The organism is Agarivorans sp. QJM3NY_29 (genome assembly GCF_050870835.2).
Classification (GTDB): domain Bacteria; phylum Pseudomonadota; class Gammaproteobacteria; order Enterobacterales; family Celerinatantimonadaceae; genus Agarivorans.
The window spans coordinates 3,007,666-3,033,663 of the sequence record NZ_CP194036.2; the positions used below are offsets into that span (position 1 = coordinate 3,007,666).

A 25,998-nucleotide genomic window follows, 5' to 3' on the forward strand; every position below is an offset into this window, starting at 1 on the left:
TTAACTCCCAAATAACACGTATTGTTGCGGCGTTTCAAAAAATTGCAGCGGATTATCACCATCCGGCTGCAGCTGCAGCGCATTGAGGATCCAGTTATCGATGGGTGGCATGTAGTTTTCATCCACGCTCAGCTTCAGCCCGTCCAGCCAAATGCCGACCTCGGGATCTGAAGCATGTTGCAAGATATTTTCAAGCGCCACCGCACTATGCCAATGGGTTTCATCCATAACTATCACCTCACTAATCATACTTTCGCGAAACTTCGCCAGACTGGGGATGACGATGCTGCACATTAAATCCTGCACATTATTCGGCTGAATTTGTTGCCAATCGAGTTGCTCGTTGTAGCGCAGATAGTGACAGAACAGCTGCACAAAGGCAGCCAGTGCCTGTGGCTCCCGAGTTTTACTCAGGATGAAAAAAAACGGTTTGCCGGCTTCGTAGATCAAGGGATTATAAATAAGCTCTTGCGCTTGACCTTGGCTCAGCTTGAGCATGATGCTTTCACATAATGCCGACTCCGCCAGCAACTGAGCCAGTGGTGCCTGCCAAAAGGCGTCTGGCTCCAAGCAATCGTCAATCGTGAGGTTATCACTCAACTCGAAATGCTCGTCCGCTGCAGCATCGGCTTGCTCCGACCCGTATTGATGGCGAAAACACCCCACTGGCTGGCCATCTTTGAGCCATTGCAGCAGCTCGCGGATTGGCTTTAGTTTGGAAGAATATGGCGCACGAAAATGTAACTCGGCTTCAATATCTTTGAGCAGATATGCGGCTTGTTTGAGAAGATTTGCTTGACTCTGTATCAGACTCACCGCGGTTCCTTATTCACTCACGCTCCATGAAACCCTGATTTGGGCTGACTAAAGCCAACGGCGGCCTCAAACACTAATCATAAAGACAGAGCACTAAGCTTGCATTGATTTGACCCCGCAAGCTGCTCACACCAAGCGTCACTGGCCGTTTTAGCTTTGCCAGAGCTGCCGATAGAGAGCTTCAAATTGCGGCAATACTGCCTCTGCAGAATAATGCTGTGCCACTACAGTTTGCCTCGCCCGAGCGCTCAACGCATGCTGTAGCTAAGTGCTATGCTGCCACTCCAGCAAACATTTGACCCCGCAAGCTGCTCAAACCAAGCATCACTGGCGGTTTTAGCTTTGCCTGAGCTGCCGATAGAGAGCTTCAAATTGCGGCAATACTGCCTCTGCAGAATAATGCTGTGCCACGGTTAGCCTCGCCCGAGCGCTCAACGCGTGCTGTAGCTGGGTGCTATGCTGCCACTCCAGCAAACAATCCCGCCATTGGCTGCGCTGAAATTGCTCAAATAGGAAACCATTCACCCGATGTTGGATTAACTGACCCAAGGCGCCCACATTGGTGGCCATCACCGGGATCCCCCGCGCCATGGCTTCGAGCGCCGCTAAGGGTAAACCTTCGTGGCGCGATGGCATGCACAATAAGTCGATATTCGCCCAATGATTGCTCATGGAAGATTTTCGGCCATGAAAGACGAGGTTTGCTAAAGGGGGGAGATTTGCCTGTTCAAACCAGTCGCCTTCCCCATACACCGCAAAATCAAACTGCGGCAGCGCCTTGGCCAAGTCATAGAAACGATCGGGACCTTTCACCTGAGTTAAGCGCCCAACCAAAGCGATGGTCGGGCTGCGATTCACGCTTGCCAGGCTGGCCCTTGCTGCGGGTAACTCAACAAAGTTATTGATGACTTGACAAGACGCCGCCACCCGGCTGGCGATTGACTGGCTCACCGCAATGCGTTGCTGCGACAGCCACGCGCTATAGCGATCAGCAAAATCATACAGCGCTAAACGACCCTGGCAGGCTTCACCCGCATGAAAACTGGACACCAACCTGATGGGCTGAAACAGACGCACCAAGCGAGCAACAATACTGGCCTTGTAGCCATGACTATGCACCACACAAGGCGAATAATCATTCAACGCTCGGCGCAGTGTTCGTATCGAACCATCCAACACCAGCCAAGCCACCTGATGCTGATTAAGCTGGGCCAGCATCGGATGGTCTGGTTGATAGGCGCGCCACAATACCACACAAACCGGATGCCTGCGCTTGGCCAAAGCCTGAGCTAAATTGACCACGTGGCTTTCAATCCCGCCAACCGTTTGGCTGTCGATAAACAGCCAAATCGCCTGAGTTTGCGGGGGAGTATCACTGCTTCGATAAGTTTGCATCGGCGCGACTCAATTAAAAGTTAAAAGTCAGGGTTTGTGTCCCAAACTCAGCCAAGCTCAGCTGCTGCTGAACGCTGCTCACATTTCCCGAAGACAACTGCCATATTTCGGCAATTAACAGCGAAGCATGGGCCGGTACGGTCAATTGCAGCGCCATTTGCGAAGCGCTGATTTGGCCTCGCCATAAACAAGAGCTGTATTCTATGCTGCCACTGTCGGCATTTTTCCAGTGAGTGCAAATATTTAGATAAGCACGCTCGCCTTGCGAATAGGGGTATCGAATGTTCAGCTGCCGCTGCTGCTGATTAACAAAACTAAAACTCTCGGCAACCTGGAGCTGCTCAAGGCTACTCACCACAGGCGCAGGTTCTGGGCTGGGCGCCGGTGGCTCGACGATTGATGGCTGCTCTACTGGTGCAGGTTCAATCGGCGCTGCGGGCTGCTCGTTATTCTGATTATTTGCAGGGGCGCTGTCACCGCCACCACCACAGCCCACCATTAGTAAACTGGTCGCCAAGATTGAGCTATAAAACAGTCGGTTTGTGATTTGTGTAAAGCCTGTCATGTTACTTCCCCTCTTGTTGATAAATTAACTCGCTACGCGCATTTTCTAATAAGTACCAGTCACCACTTTCTAAACCTTCGCTTTGTGCATATTGCAAAAACTGTGGATAGGCATCGGCAACGCTGACTCGCTCGAAGGGATACTGCCAGTTATAGGGCACAATAATCGCCCAGGGCAGGCCATTAGCAGTTTGGTAATAACTGCCCGAAGATGGATTTGAACTGTCATCGAAACTTCCCCAAAGGCTATCGCTGGCTTGGGTACTTGGGCTTTGATTTTTCACATGCACTTCTAAACCACGCGCTGGCGAGTCACTAAAATAGGGCTCGCGGGAATGTTCGGTAGCAAAAATAAAAGGGTCAAACGGCGCACTTGGCAGGCTCGCCAAATCAAGCCCTTCAAGCAAGGGTAAATGCACTTTAAAATGGAGCTGCCCCGCCCCTTCACAATCGCTTTGAGTTTTGTAAAAATCACATTGATTTTGCGGATTAATGTACTGGCGCACATCACTCGCAATAATCGCCACAATCTCATCACTGGCTTCGTCAATTACGCTGTGTGCTTGCAGCTCGCCATTGATTTCAAAACGGATGGTAGCCCTGTCGAGCAAACTTTTAGCGAGGCCCGGAATACGAATGGCAAAACCATTGTGGAAGCTGGCACCCACCGCCCGCACCTCACCCTGCAACTCAATACGGGCGACCTCTGCATTGTTAAAGCTAAGCACTTTGGTTTGCAAATTCACCACTAAATCGTTCAGATCGTAGTCGCCCGCTGCGGGCCAGTTGTCTTCAAAGGCAACCGTGGCATAGCCATCGGCACTGGGGTAGTAACTCACCTGAGTCGCCGCATCCCCCACATAAATTTGATAATCTTCTACCTCTCCGTCCGGCGCCCCGCCGGTGGCTTGCACCCCAGCGACCGAGCTAACTCTAAAACGAGCCCAACGCTCGCCACTGGTATAGCCTTCGGGGATAGAGACCAACAAAGACTGAACACCGGGATCCACCGCTTGGTCATTCAAGATCTGCTCTTGAGCGTCAAATACACCGTTCCCATTGAGATCGATCCAGCCATTCAAATAGCCTTCGCCAGAACTATCCACTTGCAGTACAAAATCTAAACCCACCTGCAAAGCGGTAACAAAGGCGATGCCGTCTTCATCATCCAACAAACGAGAACTGTCATCGCTGGCCGGATAAACATAGGCATCCATTTCCCCATCCACCCGCTGACCGAGGCGAATGCCGTCAGCCACCAACTGGTGTCTGGCGCCGTTTTCGGCCAAACGGGTGCCAAAACTTGACGGTGCATCGCCAAAGTCGATGTTGGCATCATCTTCCGCGACAATTGGTGCGATGGCGCAACGCGCACCATCGTTATTACTCGAAGCGGGGCCCTGGGCATATCGCAGTGCGGTAGGCTGTGCTGCACTAATGTCGATTTGAAAAATTAAACCATCACTATTACGGCTAATGTAGAGATTACCGTCTACATCAAAATACACCGCGCCAAAGGTGCCAGTTTGGCCGACCGTTGCTAACGACTGGCTGCTACCATCGTTGGGATCAATCCGCCATAACACCCCCTTATTATCAACGCTATACAGCATGCCGTTGTCGGGATGAAAGGCCATATCAAAGATCCGCAGGTTTAGCGCGGCCCCATCAACGATCCGTTGCATATTCAAATAGTCAGCCTCATTGGGGGCTAAAGACACCCGGTACAGACCACGATCCCCCCCACTGCGATACAAATAGTGGGCGTTTTCATCCACCGCCACATCTCCCACATAAAAATTCACCTGACTATCGATGCCATTCCAATTCAGACTGAGCGGCTGCAGCTGATAGTCGTCACCAATTTTGGCCAGCGTTTGATGTTGGTAACTCCAGGCGTAGAGGTGATCGTCATGCAGGTTAAAACCGATAGCGTTTAGTTTGCCGCTGGTCCCCATATCAGAAGAGAGGGTTTGGTAATGACCAGTGGCTAAATTCACACCAAAGAGCTGTGCAACGTTTTGCTGCACTAAAAATGCCTGCGTCGGGCAAGTTGAGAATGCCGCCCCATAGCTACTCATTGGTGAGCAGAGCAAGGCCAAGGCGAGAGGTTTCCAAGGTTTCATAATCCATCCTGTCTGTGCTGAGTGAGATACCGATAGCCCTTGGATAGCAAAAGCCAAGCCAGATCCATAATGACCTGATTTAACTAGATATTACTCGGATTTATAAAACAATATTCAGTTAGCCTGAAGGTAGATTCGCAAACTGCAAAAACCAGCATAGCTGAAACTTGCTTGGCCATTTGACGACGATTTAAGCGGAATTAAACAGCCAAACCAAGCTTAAGTCGAGTCCAAGCGTTAAGCCTTATAGACCCAAATTAACACTGAGGCCTTCCTTAAGCCTTAAGCGCTAGAAGCTAGAAGTTAGAAGTTAGAAGTTAGAAGTTAGAATTAAACGTGGGGCTTCCCTGAACCCTAAACCTTAGACCTTGGGCGCTGGCAACTAAAATAAAAGTGGGGACTCCTTGAGTCTGAGCCTTAAGCGCTAGAAGGTAGAATTAAATATGGGGACTTCCTTGGGCCTTAAACCTAAGACCTTAGGCGCAGAAAGCTAGAGTTGAGAATAGGGCCTTAATACCAATCTAATTCATTATGTGAGCAAGTTATGGCGCAGAATAAATCTGCCAATAACGAGCAATGAAGCGCAGTCACCCGTGACTATAATTACCATATACATCCATCGCTTAGCGGTAATTTAGGCGAGTAAGAATGAATAGATAATTCCTTAGATTGGTATAAGCCTTCGACATTGCGGCCCCATGAGCGAGCCGCAGAATTGAACCATCAAGCTTTATTAAAATACCATCGAGGCTTAAAGCTCGGCCTCATCCCAAGTCTGTTTTTTACGGTAAATGGTGGATGGACTCACATCTAACAGCTCTGCGGCTTTGGGGATATTGCCATCACAATGAGCGATGGCATGCTCAATCGCCTCTTTTTCGGTGATCCACAGCGGCTGTATTTGGTACTGGCTGCCATGATTGCTCGATGGTTCACTGGTCGCCACTTCCTCCGCATGGCGACCATCGGCACCAATCGCGCCTTCCGGAATTAATTGATTCAGCGGCGGCGGCAACTGGCTGGCTAATACTTCTTTACCATCGTGCAATACGCAAATATTGCGGATCACATTTTGTAGCTGCCGAACATTACCCGGCCAATCATAATTGCTGATGATGGTCGCGCTTAAGCTGGAAAAACGTCGAAATTGCTTGCCTTCTTCCTTGGCATAGCGGCGCAAAAACTGTTGCGCAATAGCTGGTACATCCAGACCCCGGTCACGCAGTGGCGGTAAGTGGATCGGCACCACATATAAACGGTAATACAAATCTTCCCGAAACCGACCCGCTTGCACCTCTTCCCAGGGATCGCGATTGGTCGCACACAAGAAGCGCACATCAACCTGCTCTTCCTGACTGCCACCCACTTTTTGAAAACGACCGGTCTGCACAAATCTTAATAACTTGGTTTGCAGATCCATGTCCATTTCACCGATTTCATCGAGAAACAGGGTGCCACCATTAGCCTGCGCAGCTGCCCCTTGCCGGGCCGAAGAGGCACCAGTAAAAGCACCTTTCACATGACCGAAGATCTCGCTTTCCATGAGATCTTTAGGAATAGCACCGCAATTAAGGGCAATAAAAGGTTTATCGGCCCGCTGTCCCTGTTGATGGATGGCCTCGGCGCAAACCTCTTTACCGGTGCCACTTTCGCCAGTAATAAACACCGTTGCCTTACTGGCGGCCACCGCTTCAATCATTCGATAGACATTCTGCATCGCCAAGCTGCCACCAATAAAGCCATGGAAACGCTCACGCCCAGCGTCCGCCTGATAGTCCTCGACTAAGGATTTTAGTTTATGTAATTTCAGCGCATTGTTTACCGTTACCCGCAAGCGACTGGCGTCGAAGGGTTTTTCGATAAAGTCCACCACCCCCAAACGCATCGAATCGACCGCCACATCGACCGAGCCGTAGGCGGTAATAATAATCACCGAAGTTGGCAGGCTGCGCTCTACCATCCATTCTAAAACCTGCATGCCACTCATATCGGGAAGATTGAGGTCAAGCAACATGACCTGCACCGATTGCTTAGAAAGAAATTCGATAGCTGCACCACCAGTGGCGACTCGTTCAAGTTTAAGCTCGTCTTTACTGAGATAAGCCTGATAGGTGGCGGCCAGTGTGGCACTGTCTTCCACCAACAAAACCGAGGCTTTCATATCACTTCCCATGTACCGTCCTCAACTTGCTAAGTTTTGTTCATATTGTTTAATCGCATTCATGGTTGCGCCAAGCACCGCATCAAGCTCGGCGACAGGCGCTTTTAAACTTGCCGCATCGCCGGCCTTGGCGGCCAATTCAATAGCTAATGCTAACTGGCGTACTTTTTCTCCACCAAAGGTTGCGAGGTTGCCCTTCATGGTATGTGCCGCCAGCGCCAACTGCTCAAACTGCTGTCCGGCAAACGCCTCTTTAATGGCAAGCGCTTGCTGCTCGGTTTCCTGATAGAGCAGCGACAACATCACAGGCAAAGCCTCCATCCCCGCATCTTTAACCAGTTGATCCAAAACCTTAAAATCGATCATTGGCAAAATAGGATCGCTCTCAGGCTGAAGCGCAGTATCGCTTTGCTGGTCTTGATTTAATAATGCAAGGGGCTGCTCCACCGTGCACGCAGAAGGCTTAACCTTATCCGCTTCGAGCTTTGAAGCATGAAACCATTGGATTAGTTTAGCCCGAAGTAAGGCAATGTCGATAGGCTTAGTGATAAAATCATTCATACCTGCGCTAAAACAAGCTTGTTTGTCTTCGGCAAAGGCATTGGCGGTCATCGCAATAATCGGTGTATTTTGGTTGAGTCCAGCGTGATTACGAATCTCCCGCGTTGCACTAACACCATCCATCACCGGCATTGCCATATCCATTAAAATCACATCGAAGTGCTGCTGTTGGCATCGCTCTACCGCTAATTGACCATTTTCAGCACAATCAAGTTGCTGCACCACATCTTTGAGCACTTGGCTTACCACGGTGCGGTTCATCGCGCTATCTTCCACTAACAAGACTCTGGCGGTGAGTGCATCTAAATGCTGGTGCGGATCCAATACATCTTCGAGCTGAACCGCAGGCGCCGCGCGACCTTTGAAAGGAAACTCAACACAAAAAGTGGTGCCCTCCCCAAGCTGACTTTCCACGGAGATCTGCCCGCCCATTTTCTCAACCAACTGTAAGCTAATCGCCAACCCCAATCCAGTTCCCGAATAACGCTTGGTTGAACCACTCTCTACTTGATAAAACTCTTCAAACAAACGTGCTTTGTCTTCGTCACTAATCCCGATCCCAGTATCTTTTACCTGCAATACTAAGCCCTTATGCTGGCTGCGGTGTAAAGCCAGACTCACCCCGCCTTGCTGGGTGAATTTAATCGCGTTACCCATTAAGTTAAATACAATTTGACGAAAACGCAGGGGTTCACCGAAGTATTCCGACATAACCTGTGAGTCAACATCGAGTTTAAAGCTGAGAGATTTTTGTGCCGCGGTGGTACTAAACAATTTAACGATGCTTTGCAGCACCTTCACCGGAGAAAACCATTCGTTATTGAAGTCTAATTGGCCCGCTTCAATTTTGGAGAAATCTAAGACATTGTTCACTAAGGCCATCAGAGTATGGCCAGCTTCATGACCAACATCCACGAAACTTTGCTGTTCCGCACTCAACTCTGTTTCCTTCAAGATCTGATACATATTGATAATAGCATTCAAAGGAGTGCGAATTTCGTGACTCATGCTTGCTAAAAAACGGCTCTTGGCAAGGCTGGCAGCTTCGGCATCGTGTTTCGCTCTTTCCAGAGACTGTTCAACCGCTTTTTGTTCACTCAGATCGGTAAAATGTGCGACATAATGGCTTGGTTTTCCTTGGCTATCTTTGACTGAGGATATGCTTAACCACTCTGGTAATAATTCACCATTTTTACGTCGATTGACAATTTCACCAGACCACTCTCCCTGTTCGCGGATCCCCTGCCACATCTGTTCAAAGAAAGCCTTGTCATGCTGACCAGAGCTTAATAAAGAAGGTTGTTGTCCAATCGCTTCCTCGGCCGAATAACCGGTAATATGAGTAAAAGCTTTATTCACGCGAACAATCTTAGAGTACCGATCGGTCATAAATATCGCTTCATTAGCATCGAAGGCACACGCGGCCAGTTGCAACTCTTGCTCAGTCCGTTTCTTGTCGGAAATATCCCGCATAAAGGCAGTAAAAATAGTGTTATCGCCCAGCTCCACCGCACTGATGGTCAACTCAGCCAAAAACTCATGTCCCTCTTTATGCAAGGCTGGCAACTCTAAACGCTGGCCAAGTACTGGCGCTTCACCGCTTTCTCGAAAATGCTGCATACCCTTGCGATGCGCCTCACGAAAAGCCTTCGGTACAATAAATTCCGCCAGCTCTTGGCCAAGCATCTCATCACGGCTATAGCCAAACATCCGCTCGGCACTCTGGCTAAATTCCAGCACGTAACCATAGCGGTCGGTGGTGATCACTGCGTCCATCGCCGAGGCGATGGTCGCGCTTAGCATCGACTGATTCTTCTCTAATTCCAAGGCCAGTTGCTGCTGCACATTAATAGCTTGCTTAAACTCAAGATGAGATTGCTCCAAGGCTGCCGACATCTTATTGAAGGCACTGGCAACTTCAGAAATCTCATCATGACCTTTGACCGCCAATTGAAAACCTGGCCCCACCTGAGCAATGGTTTTTGCGGCATCCCGTAAGCCACCCAACTGGCGCGTTAAATAGGTCCCCAACAAAAAGGAAAATAACGCCACTAACGCAATTTCCAATACCGCAATGCCAACCCCAAATGAACTCGCTTCACTAATCAAACCATGCAGACCATGGTCATAAATGCCCACATCAATTTCACCGTATAAGTGATTGGCGGCCATGACTTCAATGTGAGTATTAAATACCTTGTGGACATGGTCTCCCAGTTCAGGATTATTGGCTGGGTCTTCATTGGGATCGGCCCCCGACTGAGCCAAAACGCGCTGCTGCTCATCGCGAATAATCACATAGGCCACATCACTCTGCGAAGCGAATTCTGAGGCAAGGCTATCGAGGGTAGCGATATCTGTGGTGATCAGCGCATTTTTAGTACTTGAGGCGAACAAAGTGGACATCATTCGCCCATGTTGTTCAACTTGCATCTCATTGGAGTCGTAGAGCCAACCAATGCTGCTATATACCAAAATCGCTAATAGCACTGATTCGATTAAGGCGACCCCTAATACGGTTTTTGCTTTAAAGCTCAATGCCATCGCAATTTTATTCCTCAAGTCACGCTATTTAGTGATAGGGGTTCCAATATTTAGTTGGCGTACGTCATCCCAATCTTGGTCCTTAGCACTGACAAAACCGTCGATATTCAATTCGGCGAGTAAGAGTTGATCATCCGGTTGTTCAGCGAGCCCTATCAGCGCTTGCTGTACTGCGGAACTGACCGCCGGAGCCACTCGCGGATGAACAGCGATGGCGTGGGGAGTAAAACCAGCTGACGTCCAAAGGATCCTCAACTGTTTTGAAATTTCTGGATCGATGCTGGCAAAGGTTCGAGGAATACCGCCACCTGCCGGATATAAACCCGCAGCAACCGCCCGATAAACCGAATCGTGAGAGCCCACATACTTCGACTTGAAGTCTAATTGTTGTTGAGCTAAATAACCTCTTATCACCACACTGGCAGCGAAAGCTTGCGGTGCAGGGAAAGCCAAGGAGTCGCCCGATAATTGCGCAATATTTTGGATCTCACTATCGGCCCTCACCACCAGGATCCCCTGCAGCGTTTTATCCTTTGATTTAGCCAAGGCTTGATAACCAGGATTGGCTGAAAACACCTGATAATGGTAGGGATTCATATAAGCAAAATCATAGTCGCCGTTAGCTAAGCGTTGCTCAAATTCAGGAATGCTCGGCGCGGTTTTAAACGTTAAGGGATAGCCACTGGCAAGACTCACCGCATCCAGCAACGGCCCCCATTGCTCTACCAAACGAGTCGCTGATTGCTGCGGCACAATACCAAAAGAGTAAGTTTTTTGTACCGCTTGTGCATTTAAAGAAAACAGCACAACTAACAGCAGACACAGTAATAATAGGGTCGCTTTAAGCTGAACCTTACGTTGTGCCCAGTACCGTTTTCCCTTTAACACTAAGGGTTTTTCTGCTGGCTTTTGCTTGGTCAAGTTTTCCGTCACTCCATCGACGATTTGTATATTCGAAAACATATCACACCCTTATTGAAAGTAGTTGAGAATTAACAAGAAATCTTCTTAGATATTGACTAAATCGAGGGAATAATATGGTAATTCGTGAGGACTCTCTCAATAACTCGGCTTTTAAACTCGGATTAAAGCGATCGTTCATCACAACCCCCAATAAGCGCACATCTTCTAGCTTTAAATCGTTCACTGCGGTTTGAAATGCTGGCCGGGCGGTCACCCCAGCCAACACCGTTAAAATGCAGGCATCACTGGCCGCTAAAGCGCGTTGCGCCGAAACATTACCGCCGTTGTTTTGATTGATCGCCGAGGTGTCAATCAAGATCAATTGATAGTCTTGCTTCCAAGCTTCAATCTGTTGTTCGATATACCCCGGCTCTTTGAGTTTAAGTAATGAGGCCTTATCCAGAGGAGCTGGCAAATAATCCACCAGCGAAGATGGGTCTTTCACCACTCCTTTCACTTCACCTCGGTCCCAACCCAAGTCAAATAAGGGGCAATCGAAGCGCCGTGGATGATGTAAATTAAAGTCCACCACTAATACCGAACGCCCTGCGCCTGCGGCGCGTTTAGCGATGGCATCCACCAACGTTGATACGCCCTCTCCAGGTTGGGCAGCACTCACTCCGATGCAACTATTTTGATGATTCGGTAGTCGTTGATAGACCCGCTCTAGTTCTTGATAAGTTGAAGGTAATGCAATCATAGGAACCCCAATAATGCGCTCACAGAAATCAGTCTAAAGACATCTTCTAGCCCTTGACGCGCTTTTACCCAGCCACTTTCGGCACGCGATGGAATATATACGGTGTCTCCTGCACGGATCACCGGTAACAGGCTGAAATCACCCGTTTTAGAAAATTCGAGCAAGTCAAAAGTTCGCGCCTGATCCTTACAACAAGATAGGTTCACCACGGTGATTTTTTGCGGATAGCCCTCGCTATCAATCCCACCCGCTTCGGCTAACAGGTCTAATAAGGTCATCTCATCATTAAAGCGGTAACGACCCGGCTTACTAACGGAACCTAATACCCGTACCGTGCGCTCCTTCTTTTCAGACAACCAATTGCGGTTTTTTTCTGGAATATAAATCGAATCACCAGGAACCACCTTGGGTAATATCGACTCATCGCCCGTTTCGAAGTACAAAGCTAAATCGAGTTTCGATACCGACGCATGTTTACCATTACGATGACTAATCCGTACATTACTAATATCAGCCTGCTCTGAAGGACCATCGGCGGCGGCAAGAATGTCTAAAAAGTGCATACTCGGGTCAAAACGATAGCGGCCAGGTGCCACCACTTGACCAAATACATAGATTGAATCTTCCGAACTTTGGCGCACCCACTGCGATTTATTATCACTTGGGTCATCGGGTAGTTGCGGCACCATAATAGTAGTGCCAGCCACGATCCGCGGCATCTGTTGATTGTTTATCTCGCCATTAAGGTAGGCGTTTAAATTAAAGTTAACCGAGCGGGTCGTGCCACCAGCATCACTGAATAATACGGTGATTTTGGCCATGTCTGCGTTTGGTTTTGGGCCGCCGGCATGTGCCAAAAGATCCATCAGATTCATTTCGTCAGCCCACTCAAAACGACCGGGCCGATTAACTTCGCCCATCACTTTTACCGCTTGGTTCGGTGACACCTTGGTCCATGATTTTTCATTTAAATCGGTTTTTTCGGGCACAAAAATCGCGTCACCCGCCATGATTCTAGGCAACTGAGCACTGCGACCTTCGGTAAAAGACTGCAAATCAAAACGTTCTACCGCGCCACTGCTACGAATAATTCGAATTTGTCGGGTTTCGGCAAAGCGACTCGGCCCACCGGCATTCGCTAATACATCTAAGAACCCCGCCGCTTGATTGCCTTCGTAGGCACCAGGTTTGAACACTTCCCCCATCACATACACCGTATTCGCGCCCGCTTTAATCTCCTCTTCCTGCTTCGGTACAAAAATGGTGGTGCCCGCAGTTAAGCTCAGCAACAAATCGTTATCGCCGGTATCCAGATAGCGTTTCAGATTAAATAACTTAGGTTCTCCGTCAATAATCACCCGAATTTGCTCTACGCTGGCATAACGAGTCACCCCGCCAGCGCGCATTAACATATCCACTAAATTAGCTGAACTTTTATAAGAAAAACTCCCTGGATTATAAACCTCGCCAAATACTTTAACCGCGGTGCGGTCTTCAGCGGCATCACCATTGTCGTTCAAACTATTCGGATCAAAATCCACCGCCACATTGCCAATTTTCGGCGATGCAGGAACAAATAATACATCGAGCGAATGCAAGCGAGGCAACGCAGCCAAATCGCCCGAATCGAGATATTGTTTGTAGTTAAATACCTGCGGCTGACTAAAACTAGCCCGGCGGAGTTGCAAGCGATCTAGCTGAGCACCAGCCCGTAAGCCACCAGCCGCTTGAATCGCCATCTGCACCCCAGCGCCTTCAGCAAGAACCACTTCACCTGGTTTATCAACAAAGCCCAATACACTAATCCGAATTCGACGCTCCTGTAGCAATACTCGCAAACCAGCCAAATCTCGGTAAGCGTTGGACAATTCTCGCTTAATTTTTTGTTGCATTTGTGCTTCGGTAAAACCGGACACCATGATTGGTCCCACTTCAGGCAGTATCAACCGACCATTGCGATCCACCTCAAAACGTTTGTCTAGGGAGGTTTCGCCCGGGAGAACAATTCGAACCACATCGCCAGGTTGTACTTGAGGATTGGCAGCATTGGCTTCGAATATCATGAACATATTGATCACTAAACCAATGAGCATCCAAGCGGGAAATGGAATTTTGCTAATTTTCATAATGCGATTCCTTATTCTGCGGCAGCAAAACGCGGCATGGCGTTGCTAGGATAGGAGTCAATCAGACTCACGGTGACACGTCGGTTAGAATGGCGAACCTCATCGCTATCGCCAGTAAAGTAGGGCTGAGAATCGGCGGCGGCTTGTAGCTTAATCAACGATTGCGGCATGCCTAACTCCACCATGTAGTCGGCCACTCGTTGCGCTCGTGCCAAAGACAAATCTTGCTTATAAGCCTGATCGCCCTTGCTATCACTGTGTCCGGTGATCATCAGCGATAACTTGCTAGCAACAATGATTGGCGTTAAACGGCTGAGCTGATCGCGATAAGCTGGTGTAAGTTCGCTGGAATCGAAGGCAAACTGGTTGTTACTGTTTAGCGCATCACTAATGCTCACCATGAGCCGCGATGACTGGATCTGCCCAAAACTATCAGTTTGACAAGCGCCACTTTGTAAGACTCGGTCGAGCCGCTGCTCTAACATTGCGAGAAAATGCTGCTGTATTTCTAAGTCATTGGCGGCATCTAGGGTTAAACCACCTTCCAGTTCCCGAATGATCCGTTGTTGCTGACTGCGCGCCTGTGCCACTGAGGCTGGGAAACACAGTTCAGCACCTTCCAAAACCAGTAAGTCGAGCTGGTGTTTGGTCAGTATTGACTCAAACTGCAAGCCGTGTTCCGGACCAATTTCACTCTGCTGGAGACTGCCGCTACTACCATCTAACCAAGCTAAAATACTCAACTGGTGCTCAGCAAAACCGCCTCGACCCTGCTTTGGCCAAGAACTACAACCCGAGCCAATCAATAACAACAGACCTATCACAATACAACGCATGGCAGACTCCTTGAGTTTCAATTAAGCAGCTATCGACGACAATGATTGGTGCACGCTGGCGCTTGACGGTAAGGTATCAAACATGGTGATAATTTGATTAACTCTTAGCATCAGCAATAAATCGCGAGGTTGTTGCTGAGCACCACAAATAATCAAATGTCCGCCTGCGGCATGAATCCGCTTAAACATAAATACCAAGGCGCCAATACCAGAAGCATCCAATTGGCTGACTTGAGTCATATTCACCACAATGACCTTGTTGGCCGAACTCTGACAAAGATCTTCAAAGACATGTTTATATTGGCCACATGAGCTGGCGTCTAAGGCACCTACGATGGATGCGGTAATATCACCTTGAACGGAAGTTGTTAGTTGCATATTCATAATTAGCTCCACAAAACATTTGTTCTCGACGGATTTATTGCCAATATCATGCCAATGAATATATAGCTTTAAATATCAATTAATTACATAAAAACAGAGACCATAAACAAAGGGTTTTCAGAAGCAAAATCGCAGCTTTTGCAATATGCAAAAGCTGCGCTTAGGGATTCTTTGCTTGGAGCAAACACTGAGGGCTAATCTGGCTCAACAAACATGCCAAAAACCAGTGGAGATCATATTGCAACATCCAGCAGAGTTAAGCAGTGAACTTTTGTTTTGCTGGTAATTGTTGCGCACTAATAAAAGGGATGGCCGAATGCTAAGCAAATAAAATACGGCTCGTGCCAAGAACGAATCAAAATAGCAATGCTGCTCTTGTTCGTACCTCACGATTGTTTTTATATTTAATTTACCGTAGTTGTTATTTTATTGTTGTTTTTGTTATCCTTTTATTTACTTCTGAACAAACTCACGATTCGAGCAAGCTGCTTCATCTCTCCCTGAGCAACGGCCTGTTTTTATTGGGTACACAGCTGCAATCACTAGTCGAAGAAAGATATAACTTTTAGCACAAATTGACTTCAAGTTATGGCATGCATTATGCTCTGCGAAATTTTTGCGCGGTAGCTACTGGGTAATAAAGCTTATTTATTTTAGGAATCAACAAAATGGAATTAATAGAGTCATTTTTTGGAGTCATTGGTGACCTCACTTGGGGATGGGCACTTATCCCGTTTCTGGTGATCTTAGGTTTGTTTTTCACCTTGGTCACAGGATTTGTTCAATTTAGATTTTTTGGGCGGATGTTCCACGTTCTTTTAAACAAAAACCAAACCGCTGGCAAAAATGCGATTTCTGGTCGTGAAGCGCTACTACTCTCTGTGGGTGGCCGCGTGGGGGGTGGTAATATCGCTGGCGTTGCGGTTGCTATCACTTTAGGCGGACCGGGTGCGGTATTCTGGATGTGGGCCATTGCGCTGGTAGGAATGGCGACCAGTCTGATCGAATGTTCACTCGCTCAGCTTTACAAACGTAAAGAAGGCAACGCCTTTCGTGGCGGCCCCGCTCGCACCATCATTCATGGCCTTGGAGAGGATTACAAATGGCTGGCCTATGTTTATGCCGTTTGTTTAATCGCATCATTTGCAATCGGATTTAATGCTTTCCAAGGCAACACTGTGGCCGGTGCTGCGCAAGACAGTATGGGCATTGACCGTATGTGGAGTGGCATTGTTCTGGCTGTTATCACTGGTTTCATCGTTTACGGTGGGATTAAACGTATCGCAAAAGTAGCAGATGTGATTGTGCCTATCATGGCCGTTGGGTATGTGGCGATGGCACTGATTGTTATCCTGCTCAACATTACTGAAATTCCAAGTGTTATCTATTCAATTGTATCCAATGCTTTTGGTTTTGAAGAAGCGGTTGGTGGCGGTATGGGCGCAGCGCTGGCACAAGGGCTACGCCGCGGTCTGTTCTCTAACGAAGCAGGTCTTGGTTCTGCACCAAACGTTGCCGCTACGGCCGATGTAACCCACCCGATCAGTCAGGGGATTACTCAATCACTTTCAGTATTTATTGATACGATATTAATCTGTAGTTGTACTGCATTCATCATCTTACTTGGTGATGTTTATGTACCTGGTGCTGCCAATATCGACGGAGTGGTGTTGACTCAGCAATCGCTAGTCTCTCATGTCGGTGAATGGGCCAAGTATTACCTAACCGCTGCGATTTTACTGTTTTCAATCAGTTCGATTATCTACAACTACTACCTTGGTGAGAACGCAATCACCTTTATGTCGAAGAGTAAAGCTGCGCTGCATTCACTACGTATGTTTGTGGTTGCGATGGTATTTCTCGGTGCCGTTGCGCCAGCAGCAACATCGGTGTTTTTCTTCTCCGATCCGATGATGGGTGTTTTGGCAATTGTGAATTTATTAGCGCTGCTGATGTTATTCCCGACCATTACCCGTTTATTAAATGACTACAAAGCACAATTAAAGGCAGGCATAGAACACCCTGTATTTGATCCTGCCAAGTTCTCAGACCTAGATATCGATCACAAAGCTTGGGATAAAGCCCGCTTGAAGACTGACGCTTAAACCCGAGAGAGCTGAAGCAACGAAACGCTCAACTCGAGATATCGAGTCACAAACTTTCGGAAAAATACTATTTGGTATTTTCATGGACATGGTTCATTTCGTCTGATGGCTATCTTCGATAGCTTTAAATGAACCATGTTCTGAAGCTTCAATTTCCAGATTAATGAGCGCTGTATCTCTAAAACCGCGCCGCTTGGAACTATCTGCGGACAATAAAGTTTGCTCGTTTACAATAAATTTTAATCATTGTTGCTTTAAACAAACTGTTGGGCATCCATGGTCTATCCCAGTCCTGCCCCGTTCAGTGTTAGCAACGGGGTAAAAGCTTTCGCCTACGGCGACATCATTAAGCTTCAACGAGCAAAGCTTAGCTAAGCAAAAAGAAAACTCGCCCTGCATCTTCTTAAACCCTGCGTTGCTTATTCTCAAGGGCGTTGAAGTAAACACTACGCTCAAACAGACTTCAACTTTGCTCCCTTGTTCATTTGCGCTACTCGGCGAAGATGATGGGGTTTAAAAGCGTAATCTTGGCTATCGAGAGTATGAAAGATTTTTGTTTTTAGAATGGGGGTCTAGTTTATTTCTGTTTAAGATCAGAGATTTATTAGATAGTTGTTGTAACGTTATAGAAAGACAGCGATAGTAGCTAGATGAACGAAGGACTAACAGTCTAACCTCAATGTTAATAGATTTAATACTATAGGTTATTGAATAATGAACAAGGATAGCTCAGAGAAATTCGATAGGGAATACTTCTCTAACTACGCAAAACAAAAGAAAGAAATATGTGATTTGCTGATTGGGGACGCCTCCACACCAAGAGCCGTTATAGTTGTGGCAGAGAACGGGTTAGGAACAGGCGAGCTTATTGAGGACCATTTATACCCTGAAGAACCCTATAAAATGAAAGTAATAAATGACATCGATAGCCTAGAGTGTGTCAAAACGGCTGAAAATGAAATAGCAATAATAAATGAAAATAAGGAGCGCCGTAATAGTTCAAAACGAAATTCAAAATACACTATCGCTGCTTCTATTTTAAGTGTGTTTACAATCATTTTGGACTTTATAATTGATAAAGGGTTTTTAAATAACTTAATTACATCTGAAAAGGCCAGGATATATGTAATTGATAGCTTAGGTTTACTATTTGAACTTTTATTTTTTTTTATTGTGTTTATTGCTATTAAGTGGCTAACCTCATCATTCTGGACTCGTAGAAAAACAAAAAAATTAATTAAAAAATACTTTGTTAATGATATTAACAAGGAAAGTGAAAAAGAAATAATCAATAGCGAGGAAATAGATTTAAAAACAATAGACGTTATAAAATCGTCTGCCGTAGCAATTTACATTGATAACTTATCTAAAGATAAAGAATTTACCATTTACATTAAGAGCATTAAACCTAATTTATTTTTTGAAATATCTAAGTATATATGCTGCAGTAAAATAATATCTGTAGCGTATTATGAACGCTCAGAAACAACCGCAGACCTTTATTATAAAAGAATAATAGAGCATTACGATGATTTTAAAAGCAACAATACTATTGTTGGGTGTTTTTTTCAACCGCCACTTAACCCTGACCAAATAGAGGATACGATGCAACGTCTAGGTGTCTTAAACCCTAGGGCTCTTACTTTACTGAGAACATCTCACTCCAAATATGAAGCTTTGAAATATAATTTTTCTGAGTATATAAATGAAATTAACATGGGAAGTAAAAATAGCTCTCCTTCAAATTTCGAACTGTTTAATGTAAACATACTTGGTAAAACTTGGCTCGATGAGTGGGTTATGCAAGATCAACTCTCTGAAGAAAGGAATTTATGGAAGGTAGCTGTTTTACTATCTCAAATGCTTGTTGTATTAGTTGGACGTTGTGACATCGTCTCCTTGAGAGAATATGTATATAATAAGGTTGGTTGTACACCGCCAAAGAACAAAAGCCTTCGAGATGAAATCAAGGGTTCTCCTCACATCTATTTAACCAAAGGCGGCTCTCAGTATCGTGTTCAAGAGTATGTTCGTCCTCACTATTTAAAAGCAAAATCAGAAATTCCTTATGAACACAATGAACTACTTTATGATGAGCCATATAATTTTTTAAACTATATTGTAAAAAATCATGTTTCAAAATATAAAAAATTAAAAGAGCAAGTTTTTCACAAAACAACTGCTGATAATTTATTACCTATACTTAAATCCTTGTCAAATGGTTTTCTACGGGATGATAATAGATTAAGTATAACTGAAGAGTTACATGAAAAAGTTGATTATACTTCATTTATAATAGGTGAAATATTATCGTATGGTGCAATAGCTTTTCATAATCTTTATCAAAGAGGGGAGAGAAAAGCAGCCATACTAGCTTGTGATCTCGCTCTCTGTTCTTTCCCCCTTAGCGGAGGCGAAGAGGAAGAAGAGAATGATATTGAATCAATATATTGGTACAACCTAAAAGCTGCTATTCATACAGTACCAGGCAGATATGAAGATGCAGCTCAAGCATTGTTTTGGGCCAATAAAGCTCGTGAAATTTTCAAAAATGTAAATCCCCAAAAGCTTGACTACAAAAAGCAACGCAGCTTTGTAACTATTTGTTCGACATTGGTTGAAAGCTTTATTATGGGCGATGGAAGAGATGAGCGAGATGCTCTCCTTGCTCGCACATTTATACAGTTCTCATTAGAGAAAACCGAACAATTTCTTTGTGAAAATGAGTATGATGAAATATTGTTGTCAGCTTACTTAAATCAATTGATGACTTTATACAAAGCGTCTAGTTCAGTTCACCATTACGGTTCAATATTTGATGATGCATATATTAATCTTAATTCGTATGGCATTAGTCAAAAAAATATACATAAATTTAAAAATAATCTTGACCTCTCAATTTCCTTACTAATTTTTTTTGGCAGAAGGCTTAACAAGTCAGCATACAAGAAAACAGTTGAGAATTATTTACCTAGTTATATTGGGTTGGTTGATTTTGCGTCAGACTTACAGAAAGAATATCCTCAGTCATCTCGTTGTTTATATACGTTATGGTGGGTACATAAATCAATGGCTTTTCATTGCAAAAGAGATAGCGAGAGCCTTCTAGATTCTATGGAGTTACATCTTAACTTCTACGAAAAAAAGCGTAGTTTAGTTGGCGCTCATCATCAAATATCACCTCAGCTAATATTTTATATTTTTGACCGAATTAAAGATGCCGTTGAGATTGAATTAAAAGTAAAATCTGAAAGTGTGACTAATTCAGATTTTATTGTCCGAACTATCGCACCCTTTAATATAAGTAGAATCGATGGTCTATATAAAAAGTATTTCCCAATATTAACGGAACATCTAAAAGACAAGCTTTATGGAGAGACAACCATCAAAGAGTTGGATTCTGATATAGAAAAAATAGAATCATTCTTAACCAAAGATGAATTACTTACAGGTGAGAGCAAAGCCAATATGGAACCGATCATTCCATTAAGTCAGATGTCAAGGCTGCGGAGAATCCGAAAAACACTTAAACCAGAAAAAAATAAAGAATCTAAAATTGCCTCTTCGAATAAAGAGTTAATTCGAGTCCGATTTTTCCGTAAGAGAATTAATTTTAGCTTCAAGTTGTGGGCTTGCAATCCTGAGATTAATAAAGAGTTGTATTTTTTAGATGTAATAAATTTACTGGCCAATGGATTTGGAAAACCAAATGGAAGCTCTCGATTGCAAGATAGTCAGTTAGAATTATTGAATGCAAAGAAAAATATTCAATTGGCAGATATGTATCCGGCATTACAGAGCATAGTCCCTCGTAAAGGAAAACTAACAACGGGTGACTTATTGGTTGGTAAAATTATTGGATTTAACCATCTTGGATTTGTTTTTATGTCAGGTAAACGGCATAAAATACTAGTTCCATGTATCAGGCCACAATTGGCAACCTCCTCTAGCAATGTTCACCCTTGTATATTGGCTTCCCCTTTATTAGAAGGGGTTGTCATTAATTCAGAAAGGCATGGTTTAGATTTGTCAGCATATTGTAGAAACGAACACTATCACTTGATGCAGATCATTGCTTGTCAACATGAAACTTCTGGCGGTTTCGAGAAAGAAGTATTTCGTATCAAAGAATCCTCTATGAGTTTTCTCGGCTTGGGCGAACAAGAAATAGAAGAGTCTCTTTCTGGTATCGACTATATAGCAACAATGCGTGGAGAAAACTTTGTAGAGAATGTAGTCACTAGTATGTTTGCACCATTCAAGATGGTTAGACCAATTTTCTCTAAAAATATGATGTTAACTGGTTCTAAGTCTATTATGGTATGTCGCTTGAACGATCGGTTTCATCCATTCTATATACAAAAGCATGTTAGCCTATCAATTCGATCCGCATTGGGGTTAACTAAATGTATATTTATTCGTTCAGATGCTACAGATGAATCAAATATTAGGATAATAGAAAAAGTACTTCAAACACCGTTGCGACGAGATGAAGATGGAAATCTAGTTATATATGCAGATGAGGTTGGGAAGAAAATGCGTCATGCACAAATTGCAAAAAACATAATGAAAAAGTTTTCAGGAAATAATATCGTTCGTACGGCAAAGCCTGAAGAAATTGATTTTGACGAGTATTACTGATCGAGTTTCTTGTATTGGCTGATGACGCGAACTTTGACAGCACTTAACAAAATTAAGGTTCGGCAGGGATAGGAACGATTTCGCAACAACGTATAAGATGTTTGAAAAGGAAAATGGTGCGCCGTAACCGGGATCAGCTTCGAGCTATTGTTAATTTGTACTAGCTCAGACTTGCTCTGACAGTTACCCGTTTTTCAATAGGTGGCTGTCAGTTTAGATTTGAGCTAGTACTGGTAAGGTCTAAAGAATGTCGACACTTTAGTATTAGAAAAAATAGACCACAGTGTAAACTGCTTCTCACCACTAATAGGATTAACTAAAACACTTTGGGGCAGAAACGTGTTTGAATATAATCAAACTTTATTGTCCTTCAACAGGAACCAAGCTGATCCGCAAATCAAGTCGACATCGATAGGTGCTTCTAGCGAGTAAAGACATCAGAACCATGATCGACTATTCGTTATTTGTTCGCCTTTAGCACGTTTCAAATCTCAGACAAATTGTTGCTTTAACGATTTGTCTAAAATCTTGAGCGTCAGTCTCGCATTGTCTACAATAAGCCACTTTTATTTATTTCAGGTCATAAACATGAGCGACACAAACTCAAAGCCAGCCTTACCCGATCGCCTTGCAGGCAACCCTCGCAGCCCACATCATGTAGCAGAGTGTTTCGAACACGACATCGGTATTCGATTGAACGGTAAAGAGCGCAATAATGTTGAAGAATATTGCATTAGTGAAGGCTGGGTAAAAATCCCATCCCCTAAAGCCTTAGATCGTCGCGGCCAACCTATCCTCATCACGCTCAAAGGAACGGTTGAAGCCTTCTATATTTAAGCCTTTTATAAACCACGACTTGCTATCAATAGTTCAAGCTTGAAATAACTTAGCTTTTCAGTTGCATAGCTTGTTCTGGTCTAATTCCATCGGACACTTAATTTTGAGACAGTATGTTAATGAATTAAGAGGTCTATATGAGTTTGAAAAAATCACACAAGAGTTATCCACAAGAATTTAAAGATGAAGCGGTACTAATGGTGTTGGAGCAAGGTTACAGTGTTGCTGATGCTGCAAAATCTCTAGGGGTTGGCACTAGCCTGCTTTACAAGTGGAAAGAAAGGTACGAAGTCCAACGGCAAGGCATCACCCTAGAAGAGTCTGAGCGTGATGAACTCAAGCGATTACGCAAAGAAAACAAAGAATTACGCATGGAGAAAGAAATACTAAAAAAGGCAAGCGCCTTCTTTGCGAAAGAAATGAAGTAAAATGTCGCTTCATAAAAAAACACTCAAATCAGTTCCCTGTTGCGCAGCTATGCCGAGTCATGAACGTAAGTAAATCAGGCTATTACGATTGGCTTAAACGCCCTGCGAACGTGATAGGCCTTGATACTTTGAAGCTTTATCGCCGTGTTCGCCAGTTATTCAAGAAAAGCCGAGGTAGCCTAGGGAATCGTGAGATGGTGAAGAAATTGCGCAAGGAAGGCTACCAAGTAGGCCGCTATGCTGTCCGTACAATGATGCAACGCTTGCGGCTGAAAGTGACCCAACGGCAAGCTTATAAAGTGACAACGCAGCGTAAACACTCTGACGCAGTCGCTGATAACCTGCTAAATATGAACTTTAACCCAAGCGCTGCTAATCAGGTTTGGGCTGGTGATGTAACCTACCTAAAAACAGGCGAGGGTTGGATGTATTTAGCAGTCGTGATGGATTTATACTCTCGCAGAATTGTTGGCTGGCATATTGATAAACGGATGACTACAGACTTAATTTCCAAAGCACTCATTAAAGCCTACAACTTACGGCAACCACCTAAAGGCTTAGTCTTTCACAGTGATAGAGGCTCACAGTACACCAGTAAACAATATCGTAAGCTATTAGTTGGTTTTGATATTCGAGCCAGTATGGGCGATGTAGGAGCGTGTTGGGATAATGCTGTTGTTGAACGATTCTTCGGAAGTTTAAAACACGATTGGCTGTTTAAAGTTAATCAGCCAACACGAGAATTTATGAAGCAAGATGTGGCTGCTTATATGAAGTATTACAACTTAGAGCGGCTTCATTCGGCCAATGGTGATTTATCACCGGTGGCGTTTGAAAATTCTCAACTAAAAGTGTTCAGTTTGGGTTGACCAGTACAGCTTGTCGAGCCCTTTGCTCTGCTTCACATCTTCGATGCTGGAATCATATTGCAGATCCACCAAAGCCAAGCCAGTAATATCCAGACTTACACCCACAGAGCGTTCTGCAATAAAATTGCCTTACTGGCCCTTCCCCGCAACGACCACCCATAAGGTTTTAAGTAATACACTCAAGTCTTGATATAACCAACTACTACACTGACTTAAAGAAAGCGCGTAACGGTGATCATAAGCAAGTTTTTGCTTTACATCTTCGATACTGGAATCATATTGCAGATTCACCTGAGCCAAACCAGTAATACCTGGCTTGAGACCCACGGTTCGTTCGCTATAAAACGGAATGGCCTGCTCCAGAGTTTGATAAAAGGCCGGACGTTCCGGCCGAGGCCCCACCAATGACATATCCCCTCGGATCACATTCCATAACTGCGGCAACTCATCGAGCCGAGTCTTGCGCAGCCAGCGCCCTACCCGCGTGATCCGGCTATCTTGTTTAGTAGCCCATACCGCGCCACTGGCTTGTTCGGCATCGGCGCGCATACTGCGAAATTTAATAATCGAGAATAGTACGGCCCGATCCTCGGCGATTAAACCCACTCGCGTTTGTTGATAAAACACCGGCCCCTTGCTATCAAGTTTGATGGCCAAGGCAATCAAAGGAAATAAGGGACTCACCAATAGCAACAATAAACTAGCCGCAAACATATCGAAGCCGCGTTTCAAGACCACCACCCAAGGATTTAGTAAGTGAGTAAAGTAGTGTTTCTTAATCTTCTTGTAGCCATAGTCAATACAACCCAACATGCTGGAAAAGTGTCCTTCAACGAGGTAATTCAAGCTGCCAATCGGCCCTGGAAACTTTAACATGGGTAACATCCTCGGCAGCGCAGCCAACAAATAAGCACTGAGCTGTAAGGCCAATAAAGCCATAAAAACCAGAGAATGTGAGGCGAGCAGCAGTGAGCCAAGCAAGCTGCTTAACATCAAAAATGGAATGGTCACCCGCAATGCCTTACCTGAAAAAAAGGTAAAAGCCACCCCTTTGAAACGTGGTAACAACATGTGGCGTAGCCGGATCAACTGTTGCAAATTGCCTGCGCCAATTCGTTTTCTACGGCTGCGATCCTGGCTGTCGGCCGCGTGTTCTAACTCTAAAGCGCGAATATTTGGCTCGTATACCGCTCGGTAGCCCTGCGCCACAATATCCATGGGGATCACAAAATCATCATTTATAGTATCTTCTGGCATCGCTCGAAATAAACGCTGCTTAATCAGATAAAAAGCGCCGTGAGCCCCCAGCGGTGCCCCCATGTCGGCTTCGCAACGCTTCACTTGCCGTTGGTAGTTCCAATACGCTTGTTCGCCCACTGAGCCAGGGCTTAACAGGTGATAATAACCACACACCACTCCCACATCATCCTGAGCAAAGTGACTGGCAGCAATCAGCAGCGCATCTACCGAAATTAACGCCGAGACATCCGACAGCGCCACGATGTCGGCACCACTTTGGGCGATGTGTTGATTGAGCACCGCCACCTTACCGCTATTTTGCGGCTGCTCACAAACCTCGAAACTAAAATTACAAAATGCTAATTGTGCGATGGTTTCTCTGGCCACCGTCGCTGTTGCATCGCTGCAGCCATCGCACACCACTTTAATGCTTAAGCGCTCATCGGGATAATCCAGAGTGGCCAAATTAATCAGTTTTGCCGCGACATAGTCTTGCTCGTTGTAGGCAGGGATCAGCAACTCAATGCTTGGCAATTGCTCATCGTTAAGCGAGCGATGATATTTTCGAACCACCGCCACTGGCTCCTGTGGTTCTGCCTTGCCGGCCAACTGACTCAGTAACTTGAGCAACAGGGGATAGAGCGCATGGTGATAAACGACCAAAAACATCGATATCAGAGTCAAGTAAGTGACAATGGTCATA

At 45.3% G+C, this 25,998-nt stretch carries 16 protein-coding genes; 4 read left to right on the forward strand and 12 right to left on the reverse strand.

Annotated elements, in window-relative coordinates; genetic code table 11:
• The 11 genes from ACRRS0_RS13650 to ACRRS0_RS13700 form a co-directional block, all read right to left on the reverse strand.
• On the reverse strand, positions 1 to 816 hold the full coding sequence (locus ACRRS0_RS13650) for a hypothetical protein (RefSeq protein ID WP_432452633.1): 816 nt from the start codon (positions 814 to 816) through the stop codon (positions 1 to 3).
• A 336-nt stretch (positions 817 to 1,152) separates the two neighbouring features.
• Complete coding sequence (locus tag ACRRS0_RS13655; RefSeq protein ID WP_432452632.1) at positions 1,153 to 2,211, reverse strand: glycosyltransferase family 4 protein; 1,059 nt, start codon at positions 2,209 to 2,211, stop codon at positions 1,153 to 1,155.
• Between the two features lie 13 nt (positions 2,212 to 2,224).
• The gene (locus ACRRS0_RS13660) at positions 2,225 to 2,776 is read right to left on the reverse strand and encodes a hypothetical protein (protein ID WP_432452631.1); all 552 of its coding nucleotides are present in this window, start codon (positions 2,774 to 2,776) and stop codon (positions 2,225 to 2,227) included.
• A 1-nt stretch (position 2,777) separates the two neighbouring features.
• The gene (locus ACRRS0_RS13665; RefSeq protein ID WP_432452630.1) at positions 2,778 to 4,901 is read right to left on the reverse strand and encodes an LruC domain-containing protein; all 2,124 of its coding nucleotides are present in this window, start codon (positions 4,899 to 4,901) and stop codon (positions 2,778 to 2,780) included.
• A gap of 751 nt (positions 4,902 to 5,652) precedes the next feature.
• Positions 5,653 to 7,062, reverse strand: coding sequence for a sigma-54-dependent transcriptional regulator (locus ACRRS0_RS13670; protein ID WP_432452629.1), 1,410 nt, complete (start codon positions 7,060 to 7,062; stop codon positions 5,653 to 5,655).
• Positions 7,063 to 7,083: 21 nt separating this feature from the next.
• Entirely contained in the window at positions 7,084 to 10,167 is a 3,084-nt protein-coding gene (locus tag ACRRS0_RS13675) for a PAS domain S-box protein (RefSeq protein WP_432452628.1), read from the reverse strand.
• Positions 10,168 to 10,191: 24 nt separating this feature from the next.
• Positions 10,192 to 11,130, reverse strand: a complete 939-nt coding sequence (locus ACRRS0_RS13680; protein ID WP_432452627.1) for a phosphate/phosphite/phosphonate ABC transporter substrate-binding protein — start codon at positions 11,128 to 11,130, stop codon at positions 10,192 to 10,194.
• Between the two features lies 1 nt (position 11,131).
• On the reverse strand, positions 11,132 to 11,830 hold the full coding sequence (locus ACRRS0_RS13685; RefSeq protein ID WP_432452626.1) for a hypothetical protein: 699 nt from the start codon (positions 11,828 to 11,830) through the stop codon (positions 11,132 to 11,134).
• Positions 11,827 to 13,956: an SLBB domain-containing protein gene (locus ACRRS0_RS13690; RefSeq protein WP_432452625.1), complete on the reverse strand. Its 2,130-nt coding sequence runs from the start codon at positions 13,954 to 13,956 to the stop codon at positions 11,827 to 11,829. Before ACRRS0_RS13690 ends, ACRRS0_RS13685 begins: the two co-directional genes overlap by 4 nt.
• Positions 13,957 to 13,967: 11 nt before the next feature.
• On the reverse strand, positions 13,968 to 14,792 hold the full coding sequence (locus ACRRS0_RS13695) for an OmpA family protein (protein WP_432452624.1): 825 nt from the start codon (positions 14,790 to 14,792) through the stop codon (positions 13,968 to 13,970).
• Between the two features lie 21 nt (positions 14,793 to 14,813).
• The gene (locus tag ACRRS0_RS13700; protein WP_432452623.1) at positions 14,814 to 15,176 is read right to left on the reverse strand and encodes an STAS domain-containing protein; all 363 of its coding nucleotides are present in this window, start codon (positions 15,174 to 15,176) and stop codon (positions 14,814 to 14,816) included.
• Between the two features lie 668 nt (positions 15,177 to 15,844).
• Between ACRRS0_RS13700 and ACRRS0_RS13705 the strand changes: the two genes are divergently transcribed.
• From ACRRS0_RS13705 to ACRRS0_RS13720, 4 genes are all read left to right on the forward strand, one after another.
• Positions 15,845 to 17,281: an alanine/glycine:cation symporter family protein gene (locus tag ACRRS0_RS13705; protein WP_432452622.1), complete on the forward strand. Its 1,437-nt coding sequence runs from the start codon at positions 15,845 to 15,847 to the stop codon at positions 17,279 to 17,281.
• 714 nt (positions 17,282 to 17,995) lie between these two features.
• Positions 17,996 to 21,922: a hypothetical protein gene (locus ACRRS0_RS13710; RefSeq protein ID WP_432452621.1), complete on the forward strand. Its 3,927-nt coding sequence runs from the start codon at positions 17,996 to 17,998 to the stop codon at positions 21,920 to 21,922.
• A 588-nt stretch (positions 21,923 to 22,510) separates the two neighbouring features.
• Positions 22,511 to 22,759: a DUF3297 family protein gene (locus tag ACRRS0_RS13715; RefSeq protein ID WP_432452620.1), complete on the forward strand. Its 249-nt coding sequence runs from the start codon at positions 22,511 to 22,513 to the stop codon at positions 22,757 to 22,759.
• Positions 22,760 to 22,896: 137 nt separating this feature from the next.
• Positions 22,897 to 24,056 (forward strand): IS3 family transposase gene (locus tag ACRRS0_RS13720; protein WP_432452619.1). Its coding sequence is split into 2 segments (ribosomal slippage): positions 22,897 to 23,146 and positions 23,146 to 24,056, totalling 1,161 coding nucleotides; the frame shifts between segments, so codons are not numbered across the junction.
• Positions 24,057 to 24,185: 129 nt separating this feature from the next.
• Here ACRRS0_RS13720 and ACRRS0_RS13725 read toward each other — a convergent pair.
• Positions 24,186 to 25,997 (reverse strand): sugar transferase, encoded by a 1,812-nt coding sequence (locus tag ACRRS0_RS13725; RefSeq protein ID WP_432452618.1) that lies wholly within the window; start codon positions 25,995 to 25,997, stop codon positions 24,186 to 24,188.
• Between the last annotated feature and the right edge of the window lies 1 nt (position 25,998).